The sequence below is a fragment of the Spirulina subsalsa CS-330 genome, from assembly GCF_028330765.1.
GTDB lineage: Bacteria > Cyanobacteriota > Cyanobacteriia > Cyanobacteriales > Spirulinaceae > Spirulina > Spirulina subsalsa_A.
Genome location: NZ_JAQMTY010000167.1, coordinates 1 through 9574 on the forward strand (window position 1 = coordinate 1; position 9574 = coordinate 9574).

General features: G+C 52.4%; 4 protein-coding genes. 2 read left to right on the forward strand and 2 right to left on the reverse strand.

Going from position 1 to position 9574, the window contains the following annotated elements; all coding sequences use genetic code 11:
• Positions 1–297: 297 nt before the first annotated feature.
• Complete coding sequence (gene carB, locus PN477_RS11455; RefSeq protein WP_272115515.1) at positions 298–3540, reverse strand: carbamoyl-phosphate synthase large subunit; 3243 nt, start codon at positions 3538–3540, stop codon at positions 298–300.
• A 583-nt stretch (positions 3541–4123) separates the two neighbouring features.
• Positions 4124–4435, reverse strand: a complete 312-nt coding sequence (locus PN477_RS11460) for a hypothetical protein (RefSeq protein ID WP_272147292.1) — start codon at positions 4433–4435, stop codon at positions 4124–4126.
• A 32-nt stretch (positions 4436–4467) separates the two neighbouring features.
• On the opposite strand from PN477_RS11460, the gene PN477_RS11465 reads away from it, so the two are divergent.
• Together PN477_RS11465 and PN477_RS11470 are read left to right on the forward strand one after the other, a co-directional pair.
• A complete protein-coding gene (locus tag PN477_RS11465) occupies positions 4468–7935 on the forward strand; it encodes a GAF domain-containing protein (RefSeq protein WP_272115517.1) in 3468 nt (1155 codons plus the stop codon).
• Positions 7936–8035: 100 nt separating this feature from the next.
• The gene (locus PN477_RS11470) at positions 8036–9346 is read left to right on the forward strand and encodes a hybrid sensor histidine kinase/response regulator (protein WP_272115519.1); all 1311 of its coding nucleotides are present in this window, start codon (positions 8036–8038) and stop codon (positions 9344–9346) included.
• Positions 9347–9574 lie beyond the last annotated feature (228 nt).

Sequence of the window (9574 nt, forward strand, 5' to 3'; positions counted from 1 at the left end):
CAATTAAAGGACTCGCTGTCGCTCGATTTGTTTGTTGGTGCAAATTCATCTCGCCACTAAAAGGCATGTCCGCCGTTACCTTCGGTAACTCTACTCGGACTCGCTTTATAGTGGGAGTCTTCTTTGCACATTTAAGATAAGTATTGATGCCAGAGGGTTCTAAGCGTCACTTTTTCGCTTTCCTTCCACTGCGAATGACTCATCCAACGGGGGAAGAAGAACGATCGCACCCCTTCAAAAAAACTCCCCGCCCCCATCGGGGCAGGGAGTGCGATCGCACCTTTGCGGATTTAAGGATTAACCCATGATGTAGTCTTGCAACGCCTTCACCTCTAGGGGTTGCTGCTGCATGGAGCGGATCGCGGCGGTGGTGGCGCGTGCTCCGGCGATCGTGGTCACCAAGGGGATTTGATAGGCCAAACAGGTGCGGCGAATCAGCATCCCATCTTCGCGGGCCTCTTGGCCCGAAGGGGTGTTAACGATCAGGTGAATTTGTTCGTTTTTGATTGCGTCTAAAACGTGGGGGCGGCCTTCGTGGAGTTTCAGCACCAATTCCGCATCCAGGCCATTATCTTTCAGGAATTGGTAGGTTCCCACCGTGGCGATCACCTTAAAGCCCAACTCGATGAAGTCCTTCACCACAGGGACCACGAGGGGCTTGTCGCGATCGCTCGTTGACACAAACACCGTCCCCGTCAATGGCAAGACCTCACCGGCTCCCAGTTCCGCCTTGGCGTAGGCCGTACCGAATTGAGTATCGAGGCCCATCACTTCCCCAGTGGAACGCATTTCGGGCCCCAGGAGGGTATCGGAGCCGGGGAATTTTTTGAAGGGTAAGACCGCTTCTTTAACGGCGACATGTTTGGGGATGATTTCCTGGGTGAAATTCAATTCCGCCAAGGTTTTCCCGGACATCACCAGCGAGGCCATTTTCGCCAGGGGCACGCCGATCGCTTTCGAGACGAAGGGCACGGTGCGGGAGGCGCGGGGGTTGGCTTCGAGGATGTAGACGGTGTTGCCTTGGACGGCAAATTGAATATTCATCAAGCCGATGACGTTGAGGGCTTTGGCGAGTTTCACCGTCCAGGTGCGGATCGTCTCAAGGGCGGCATCGGTGAGGGTGGTGTAGGGCAGCGAACAGGCGGAGTCGCCGGAGTGAATCCCGGCTTGTTCGATATGTTCCATGATGCCGCCGATGGTGACGTTGCCGTCTTTGTCGGCGATCGCATCCACATCCACTTCCACCGCATTTTCGAGGAATTTATCGATCAAAATCGGGTGATCCGGCTCCACCTGCACCGCAAAGGTCATATACCGTTCCAGTTCAGGATCAGAATACACAATCTCCATCGCCCGACCGCCGAGGACATAGGACGGACGCACCACCACGGGATAGGTGACGCGATTGGCAATCACCAAGGCTTCCTCATAGCTGCGGGCGATGCCGTTGGGGGGCTGGAGAATTTCCAGTTCTTGAAGGATTTTCTCGAACCGTTCGCGGTCTTCGGCGGTGTCGATCGCATCGGGGGATGTGCCCCAGATTTTCGTCGGGCAGTCGGGGGTATCGTTGAGATACTGTTGCAGGGGCAAAGCCAATTTTAGGGGGGTTTGACCGCCGAATTGAATAATGATCCCGGCCGGTTGTTCCGCCTCAATGATGTTGAGTACGTCTTCTTTGGTGAGGGGTTCAAAATAGAGGCGATCGCTCGTGTCGTAGTCCGTGGAAACCGTTTCCGGGTTGGAATTGACCATGATCGTCTCAAAGCCCGCATCACTGAGGGAGAAGGCCGCATGACAACAACAGTAGTCAAACTCGATCCCCTGGCCGATGCGGTTCGGGCCGCCGCCGAGAATCATCACCTTTGGCTTATCCGAGGGGGTGACTTCGCTTTCGTCGGGTTCGTAGGTGGAATAGTAGTAGGGGGTGAAGGCTTCAAATTCCGCCGCGCAGGTGTCCACCATTTTGTAGACGGGGACGATGTTGAGGGCTTTGCGATGGGTGCGCACTTCGTCTTCGGTGGTTTTGGTGGCGAAGGCGATTTGGCGATCGCTAAACCCTTTTTGTTTAATTTGGCGCATCTGCACCGCTGTAATTTCGGCCAGGGGCGTTTGTTTCAAGAGCCGTTCTGTCACCAACAGATCCGCCAACTTATCCAAAAACCAAACGTCAATGGCAGTGAGGTCGTGAATTTCTTCCACGGACATCCCCAGCTTCATGGCGTGGTAAATGCTAAAGATGCGATCGGGGTTGGGGGTGCGTAAGTTGGCCGCCACCTGGGAGAGGGTGGGCAGGGCTTCACTGCGATCGCAGCCAAAGCCATAGCGGCCCGTTTCGAGCGATCGTAACGCCTTCTGGAACGACTCTTGCAACGTCCGTCCGATCGCCATCGCCTCCCCGACGGACTTCATTTGCGTCGTCAGCACCGGCTCCGAACCGGGGAACTTCTCAAAGGTAAAGCGGGGAATCTTCGTCACCACATAGTCAATCGTCGGTTCAAAGGACGCGGGGGTTTGCTTCGTGATGTCGTTGGAAATTTCATTGAGGGTGTAGCCGACGGCCAGTTTCGCCGCGAATTTTGCGATCGGGAAGCCCGTCGCCTTCGAGGCCAACGCCGAAGAACGCGACACCCTGGGGTTCATCTCAATCACAATGAAATCCCCCGTTAACGGATTCACCGAAAACTGAATATTCGATCCCCCCGTTTCCACCCCAATTTCGCGGATAATCTTCAGCGACGCATCCCGCAGCCGTTGATATTCCTTATCCGTCAAGGTTTGGGCCGGAGCCACGGTGATCGAATCCCCCGTATGCACCCCCATCGGGTCAAAGTTCTCAATACTACAGATGATCACCACGTTATCCGCCAGATCCCGCATCACCTCCAGCTCGTACTCCTTCCAGCCCAGCAGCGACTGTTCCACGAGAATCTGAGACACCGGCGAGGCATCGATCCCAACTTGGGCCATCTCTTCGTATTCTTCCTGGTTGTAGGCGATGCCGCCGCCCGTACCGCCCAAGGTGAACGCCGGGCGAATAATCAGCGGATAGCTGCCAATTTCCGCTGCAATGGTGCGAGCTTCATCCATATTGCTAACAATCCCCGACGGGCAGACCGGCACGCCAATTTTGGCCATGGCTTCTTTAAAGAGTTGACGATCTTCTGCTTTTTCGATCGCCTCCAACTTCGCCCCGATCAACTCCACGCCATACTGATCCAGAACCCCATTTTTTGCCAAGGTCACGGCCACATTGAGGGCCGTTTGACCCCCCATGGTGGGGAGCAGTGCGTCGGGGCGTTCTTTTTCGATCACCTTAGCGACAATTTCCGGGGTGACGGGTTCAATGTAGGTGCGATCCGCTGTTTCGGGATCGGTCATGATCGTGGCGGGGTTGGAATTGACTAAAATCACCTCGTAGCCTTCTTGGCGAAGGGCTTTACAGGCTTGGGTTCCAGAGTAGTCAAATTCACAGGCTTGCCCGATTACGATGGGGCCAGCCCCCAGTAGCAGAATTTTTTTTAGGTCACTGCGACGAGGCATAGTTCGTAGAGCATAGGTGTTTAAATCCCAATCATTCTATAGCAATGAATTCGGGGTGATTGGCGGATTGCGGAATCTTTTCACGAGCGGCGATCATTCCGTTGATGTTTTTGCCCGTTGGGGGTTGATCGGACGATGCTTGCAGTATCAGGGATTACCAAGTTGGAGATCGCAGGGCGATCGCTCCCCATCCCGCTGCTCATCCTGGAGTTGAAACCATTAAAATAGAACTGTGAGCAATCAATCTCTGGTCAAAATAGGAGTGCTCAATTGTTTCTGAAGGGTCAGCCCCCCTGTAAGTCCAATCACCATTCAATGTCGTCAGCCAAACTCTACTTGTGACTCTCCAGCAATCCCGCCTGACTTAACCGAAGAGGGCAGGATGCCTGAAAGCCCTATCTCTTTAGAGCGGGGAATGTCAACACATTGAGCCATTACATCGGTGGGTTCTAAGGATTGAACTGTGATCATGTTCTATTTCCTCGTACTATTACTGGGATTTTGGGGATACCATTTTGAGAAAAAAATCATTATTCTGTCGCAAAAGCACACCTAAACTAGGGGGACTGTGAAGTTCTCCGAGTTAAATGTATTGATCATTTGATGCTGAGGAGTCCATGGCTGATGCTGCTGTATGGGGTAAGGAAAACAACATGAGATATTGAGAAGGTTGGCCACACATCAGTGCTATAGCAATCCTCTTTGATTCATGAACAGGCAAGGGGCTTAAGCCCCTTGTTGATGAGGAGATAAGATCTCCGATTGATTTAGGATCGCTATAGATATCTCCAATCAAAATCGTAGTGGCTAATGGGATAAGTCGCCTTGTTTTTTCGGGTTGGGTTTTCTCAGCTTTGATCGAATTGCTCAGTACAAAGGATTCATTATTATTCAAGTTTTATGTGGGATTTTGGATTAAGGACATTAATGCTATCAACCTATATGCCCCATGGTTCCTGTTACCTGTGGCAAACGCCATTGGTGAGTCTGCATGTGATGAGTGATGCGTTGATTGCGATCGCTTATTTTTCGATTCCGGCGATGCTGCTCTATTTTGTGGCCCAACGTCCGGAGTTGAAGTTAACCCGTGTCTTGATCCTGTTTGGCGCTTTTATTATCCTGTGTGGCATTGGTCACACCCTTGATATTTGGACATTATGGTTTCCGAATTATTGGGTCTCAGGGTTTGAACGGTTGCTGACGGCCTTGATTTCCTGTTACACCGCCTTTGAATTGTGGCAACTCATCCCCCAATTTTTAGCCCTGCGCACACCGGAAGAACTCGAACAGATTAACGCCGCACTCCAAACCGAAATCCAAGAACGTCAACGCATAGAAATGATATTTCATCGTCTTGTGGAAAGCACAGCATCCTCTACCGGTAATGATTTTTTCAAGGCGTTGGTGGAAAATTTAGCCACGGCACTCCAGGTAGATTATGCGTTGGTGTCGGAATTGCAACAGGGTAACAATGAACCCCAGTTGCAAACCTTGGCAATTTGGGCCCATGGGTGTTTGAGTGAAAATATTGTCTATGCGATCGCCGATACGCCTTGTGCTGTCACCCTGGAAAAGAAGGACATTTGTGAAGTCCCCGAAAAAGTCCAAGCGTTGTTTCCCAATGATCCGCTCTTAGCGCTGATGAATGCTGAAGGCTTTGTGGGCATGCCACTGCTCAATAGTGAACAGGAAGTGGTCGGAAATTTATGTTTGCTCCATCGTCAACCGTTAATTCTTGACGAACAAGCCCAAGGGGTTTTAACGATTTTTGCGGCGCGGGCATCGACGGAATTGCAGCGTCAACAGGCGTTAGTGAATTTAGCCCAAAATAAAGCGGAGCTAGAGGTACGGGTGGAAAATCGGACGAATGAACTCGTGATGATTAATGAAACCCTAGCGACGGAAATTGCGCAAAAGACGATCGCAGAATCCGCCCTCAAAGCCAGCCAAGAGTTTTTAGAGCGGGTGTTAAATGCGATCACCGAGCCGATGTTTGTGAAAGATCGTCACCATCGTTTAACAATGGTGAATACGGCGTTTTGTGATTGGGTGGGGCGATCGCCAACGGAACTGTTAGGGAAAACCAACTACGATCTGTTGCCGACCCTCGAAGCCAATGCAATCTGGTATCAGGATGAACTCGTGTTTGAAACCGGGGAAGAACAAGAAGAGGAAATGACCCTCACCGATGCTCAAGACCGGATGCGCACGATCACCACAAAGCGGATTGCGTTTCAAGGCCAGAACCATGAAGCGAGTCTCGTGGGCATTATCCACGACATTACCGAGCGGAAACAGATTGAACTGCAACTCCGCAAAAATGCCCAACGGGAGCAGGCGATCGCCCGCGTCGTTTCTCGAATGCGCCAAACCTTGGATCTTGAGACGATTTTCCGGGATACGACGGCAGAACTGCGCCATGCGCTGGAGTGCGATCGCGTCTTAATCTATCGCTTTAACCCCGACTGGAGCGGCGTACTCGTAGCCGAATCCCTCGCCGCCGGATGGCAGCCAGTGGTAGATGTGGAACTCGATCCACCGATCACCCGGAAAACCACCGAAAACGTCGATTGCATCGGACGCTCCGACCGCGCTTTAGTCGAAGATACCTATCTCAAAGACACCGAAGGCGATATCTATCGGCGCGGCGTAACCTATCACAGCGTCACCGACATCTACCAAGCCGGATTTACGGACTGCTACATTGAACTGCTCGAACAACTCCAAGCCCGCAGTTACCTGATCGTCCCCCTCTTTGCCAGCAAAAAAATCTGGGGACTCCTCTGCGCCTACCACAACAGCGGGCCCCACCACTGGAATGAATCGGAAATTAAAATTCTCACCCAAATTGGCACGCAGTTAGGGGTCGCCGTCCAACAGGCGGAACTCTTTTCCCAAGGTCAGCAGCAAGCCCGCGAATTGGCCCGCGCCAAAGAGGCCGCCGAAGCCGCTAACCGGGCCAAAAGTGAATTTCTCGCCAGCATGAGCCATGAACTCCGCACCCCGATGAATGCGATTTTGGGCTTTACCCAACTCCTGACCCGCGAGGCGACGCTGATGGCGGAGCAAAAACAATATCTCGACATTATCAATCAGTCGGGGGCACATCTTTTAACCCTGATCAATGATGTGTTGGAGATGTCTAAGATTGAAGCGGGCCGCACGGTACTGGTGGAACATAATTTTGACCTCCATCAACTGTTGAAGGGCCTCTATCAAATGTTTCAGTTAAAGGTGCGGGATAAAGGTTTGATTCTGAGTTTGGAGCGATCGCCCCAGGTCCCCCAATACATCTGTGCCGACGAAGGAAAATTACGCCAGGTTTTAATTAACCTGCTCAACAATGCCGTCAAATTCACCACTGCGGGCCAAGTCACCCTGCACGTCAGATCGAACGATACCGGCCACATCACCTTTAGCGTCACCGATACCGGCCCCGGCATTGATCCCAGCGAACATGACCAACTCTTCACTGCCTTCGGACAAACCACGGTGGGGTTAAAATCCCAAGAAGGCACTGGCCTAGGACTCCCGATCAGTCAAAAATTCATCAACCTGATGGGCGGCATGATCACCGTCGATAGTCAACCGAACTGTGGAGCCACCTTTAGCTTTACGATCGCCGTCACCCCTGTCGAAGCCAGCACCGTGCTGGCCCGGTCTGAACTCGAAGCCCGCCCCGTGGCCTGCCTTGTTCCGGGTCAAAGCAAAATCCGGATTCTGGTCGCCGAAGACAAACCCAACAATCGGCTTCTGCTCAACCAACTCCTCAGCCGTCTGGGGTTTGAACTCTGCGAAGCCGAAAATGGCGAAGAAGCGATCGCCCAGTGGGAAACCTGGAAACCGGACTTAATCCTGATGGATATGCGCATGCCCGTCATGGATGGCTATGTCGCCACCCAAACCATCCGCCGCCGTGCTCAACAACAGGGCCGAGACATTGTGATCATCGCGTTAACGGCGAGCGCCTTTGAAGAAGATCGCCAAGATGTCCTCGCGGCTGGCTGCGATGACTTTATCCGCAAACCCTTCCAAGAAACCGAACTCTTTGAAGTGATTCGCACCCATCTCCAGGTGGACTATCTATACGCCGATCCTGAACCCCTCGAATCATCCCTAGAGAATGACGCAACCTACTCAAGCACGGAGTTTAATCGCGCCACCTTAGATCAAATGCCCCACGAGTGGCTTGATCAGGTGTATCAAGCTGCGCTCCAGGGGAATGACACGGCTATTTTTGGGCTTGTTGAGGCGATTCCCCCGGAATGTGCCAGCTTAATGTTCTATCTGACGGAATTAGCCGTGCAATTTCGCTTTGATGCGATCGTGGAGTTGATCGAACCGGTGCTAGGACTCCCGATCCCCTCTGATCTAGACGAGAGTTCCCCGATGTAAGCCTTGGTATTCTGTACAAGGGAGTTAATTGAAAACTCGTTTGATTGATGCTTTAGATCTATCCCGTCATTGACGCTCCAGAATTTTAATAGTCCCTCCTATGATGACCCCCATAACCCCGAATTCACCCTCTCATCTATCCCCTGTCCTTGATTTGCTGATTGTGGATGATACCCCGGCTAATCTCCGGCTCTTGTCTGATATGTTGCAGGGTCAAGGGTATGGGGTGCGCAAGGCGATTAATGGCAAGATGGCGCTGCTGGCGGTGAAATCTCTCCTGCCGGATCTGATTTTGTTGGATATTAATTTGCCGGATATGACGGGCTATCAGGTCTGTCAGCAGTTGAAGGCTGATCCCCAGACGGCGGCAGTGCCGATTATTTTTTTGAGTGCGCTAAATGAGGCAGAGGATAAGGTGAAGGCGTTTCAGAGTGGGGGGGAGGACTACATTACGAAGCCGTTTCTGTTGGAAGAGGTGTTGGCGCGGGTCAATCATCAATTACAGTTGGCGCAGTTGCATCAACAGTTGGCGACGCAAAATGAGACGCTGAAAACCACCAATGGACATTTGGAGAACACGTTACTGGAGTTGCAAAAGACCCAAGCCCAGGTGATCCAGCAGGAGAAGTTGGCGGGGTTGGCGCAGTTGGTGGCGGGGTTGGCCCATGAGGTGAATAATCCGGTGGGGTTTATTGCGGGTAATCTTGACCCGGTGGCGGATTATGCGGGGCTGTTGATTGAGGCGATCGCTCGTTATCAAGCGGAGTTACCGAATCCGTCGCCCGGTTTGCAGGACTTTTTAGAGGAGATGGATCTGGAGTTTATCCAAGCGGATTTACCCCAGGTGCTGCAATCGATCCGATCGGGAACGGAGCGGCTGCGATCGCTGATCCTCGCCCTGCGCATTTTTGCCCACCTTGATGAATCCGATGTCAAAACGATCAACATTGCCGAAGCCATTGACAATACCCTGCTGCTGTTGACCCATCGCCTCGATGCGGAGCCGCCGATCCAGGTGGTCAAGAACTATCAAACAATCCCCAATCTGGTCTGTTATGCCCGCAAGGTTAACCAGGTGATTTTAAGTTTGATCACCAATGCCATTGATGCGCTCCGCGCCAAACCCGATCAGGCCGCACCCACCTTGACCCTGGGTATTGATGCCACAGAGACCGGCTTTACCATCACCGTTCAGGATAATGGTGTGGGCATTGATGCAGCGGCGCGATCGCATATTTTTGAACCCTTCTTCACCACCAAACCCATCGGCAGCGGCCAAGGCCTCGGCCTCGCCACCAGCTATCAAATCATCGTTGAAGACCACCACGGCGATCTTCAGATTCACTCCGAACCCGGCCAAGGCACAACGGTGATCATTCAACTGCCCACCGAAGGCCTCAAAGACACCTAAGTACGTGCCCCCTGTGAAAGCGTCAACGCTTCGTCCCTGTCGTCGAGGCAACCTGTTAGAATAGCTTGACTTTTCAGTAAGCAGCAGCGTCAACAACCCCACCCACAAGGGGATGGGGCTTGTAAAAGCCTCAAACCTCAGTGAGTTTAGTTGACCAGCCTCAGACCTTCGCGGTCTACGTTCAGAGTAAGCGTTCAAGTTCTTACCTTGGGATGCGACGCTAGTCCC